Source organism: Priestia sp. P5_B4 (genome assembly GCF_056400385.1).
The window spans coordinates 1-2,025 of record NZ_JBFULJ010000694.1; the positions used below are offsets into that span (position 1 = coordinate 1).

The following is a 2,025-nucleotide window of genomic DNA, read 5'->3' on the forward strand; positions in this document are numbered from 1 at the left end:
GGTATAACTCTACATACCTCCAAGAGAAGGCTATAAAAGCAGGATTAAACCTGCTTTTTTCTTTTATTCATACAACCTTGAGAAAAAACATGATGTTCATTCTAATTAATACCATGTTCTCCAAACCTGAACATATATGTTCACTTTTAGTTAACATAAAACGGCTTTCCGGAACATATGAAAAAGGTAACCCTTTGGCGTAGAAAGATTTTACCTTTTTAAGTCCAAGTAAGATAGTAATAGTGACTTATAAAGCAATTGAAGGATGCAGAAATGGAGGGAAGTAAGTTGCCTAGCAGAGAGTATCCATACTATTTTATAAAGTTAGGTAAATTATATTACGTATATCATTCGTATAAGAATGTAAAAAAGAAAGAGGTATCCAGTTACGAATTTACGAATGATGAATCGTTAGCATTTCCCATTGATGAAGAGTCTGCTAAACAATTGGCAGATGAATGTGGAGGTCATATTGTAATGAAGAATGCTACATTTAATGATTATATTAGCCAAGGAGAAAGATGGAGTAATTTTATAGATAGCAAAAAGAAGAACATATGGAGAATCTATATCATTAATTGAATGATAAAACCTTTTAATTACTATTTATTTTGAAGAAAAAGTTGGTTAGGAATAAACGCAAATGGTACGTATGGCGATACATACGGCATTCATGGCAACAACAATGAAAGCAGCATTTGGAAATACGTGAGTCAGGGCTGTGTGAGAATGGACAGTGCAGATATTGAAAAGCTTTATGATAAAGTTGAAGTAGGCACACCGGTTGCCATTACTTAGTCCTATAAGAGCATTGTTGATCTTACGAGCGTATATGGATATAAATTCAAAGGTTATAAAATAAAAAACAACTAATACCTGAGCAGCATTCCCAAATTCTTTTCATGCTCATGTGAGTGAAGTATCTATTTAGGGTAACTTAACAGGATGGGAAAATGAAGATCTGTTCGTTACATTAACTGGTTGGGAAACATCCGTTAACCTATTCGAGACTGAACAATTAGATTTGTTCGTCTTTGAAGAAGCAGAACCAGTTGAGTTTCCACCTATAAAACAAGAGGAAGACACAAGATAACTTTTTCTAGTAGGAGCATAAGTTAACCCTCTTGTTTCTTTTCTATAATGTTAATAATTGCAATTACTAAACGACTAGATAAAGCTCTTATATTAAGGCTAATAAGGCTGTAATACCATTTCCAGCCTTTTTGCCACTTAATTAGTTTCGTATATTTTTCTGCCCATAACTCAACTAAAAATAGTGAACTGATGGTAAGTACAATCTTATATACAATTTTAAAAGGATTATCATTTTTTGTTAAATGATAAAGCCATAAAGAAACAGTTGGTAAACATAAGAAATCAAATAAAACATTCGATTTAAACTCTTTAGGTATAAATCGTATAGGGTATTGAAGTATTTGACGGTTAACTAGAAACCTGTCAACGATAGCATTTGTATATCCATTCATAAACAAGACCAACAGTGAATCTTTGATAGGGGTTTTCTTTAAAACGAAGGGTAAGCTACCTAAAAATATGACGGTTATACACTTTAGAAATCGTCTTTCTAGTTTTTTACTTTTCATATAGTTTCATCTCCTTTCTTAGTCGTAAAATTAGTATTAGCTGTTCTATGATTTACGATTTTTATACTATGTATAATCGAATGACAGACCGTCTATTTAGTTAATAAAATAAATCTTTATGAACGTACAAAAGAAAGAGCGTGTTTTGAAAAATAGATTGATTAAAATGCGCTTTTAATATATTCAATTGAATCATTCTTTTTATAAAGAAATTTGATCATTTTTGTGATTCCTATTCAAAATCTATGTAATATCTTACTTATTTTGATTTACTTCTTTAAAGATAACTCGTTCCACTAAGGATTGATAAAGGTAGATAATAATTGCAGTTGAAACCGACAAAATGAAAAAATGTTTAGGTCTCATTTTTTTAAACTCAAAAACCCCTACCTTAGTGAAAAATTTTGCGATAGGGAATGAA

General features: G+C 31.0%; 4 protein-coding genes. 3 read left to right on the plus strand and 1 reads right to left on the minus strand.

Features of this window, described 5'->3' with window-relative positions; genetic code table 11:
• From AC1DRF_RS24795 to AC1DRF_RS24805, 3 genes are all read left to right on the plus strand, one after another.
• Nucleotides 1–203: hypothetical protein (locus tag AC1DRF_RS24795; RefSeq protein WP_477741942.1), on the plus strand; the 203-nt coding region annotated here is incomplete at its 5' end.
• Nucleotides 204–273: 70 nt separating this feature from the next.
• The gene (locus AC1DRF_RS24800; RefSeq protein WP_477741943.1) at nt 274–582 is read left to right on the plus strand and encodes a hypothetical protein; all 309 of its coding nucleotides are present in this window, start codon (nt 274–276) and stop codon (nt 580–582) included.
• 51 nt (nt 583–633) lie between these two features.
• Nucleotides 634–798, plus strand: coding sequence for a L,D-transpeptidase (locus AC1DRF_RS24805; protein ID WP_277813720.1), 165 nt, complete (start codon nt 634–636; stop codon nt 796–798).
• A gap of 317 nt (nt 799–1,115) precedes the next feature.
• On the opposite strand, the gene AC1DRF_RS24810 is transcribed toward AC1DRF_RS24805, so the two are convergent.
• Nucleotides 1,116–1,604, minus strand: coding sequence for a CBO0543 family protein (locus tag AC1DRF_RS24810; protein ID WP_477741944.1), 489 nt, complete (start codon nt 1,602–1,604; stop codon nt 1,116–1,118).
• Nucleotides 1,605–2,025: the final 421 nt, after the last annotated feature.

Bases quoted from the DNA above. Each gene is read 5' to 3' on its own strand.
- AC1DRF_RS24800 (WP_477741943.1), top strand. From the start codon at position 274: ATGGAGGGAAGTAAGTTGCCTAGCAGAGAGTATCCATACTATTTTATA.
- AC1DRF_RS24810 (WP_477741944.1), bottom strand. From the start codon at position 1,604: ATGAAAAGTAAAAAACTAGAAAGACGATTTCTAAAGTGTATAACCGTC.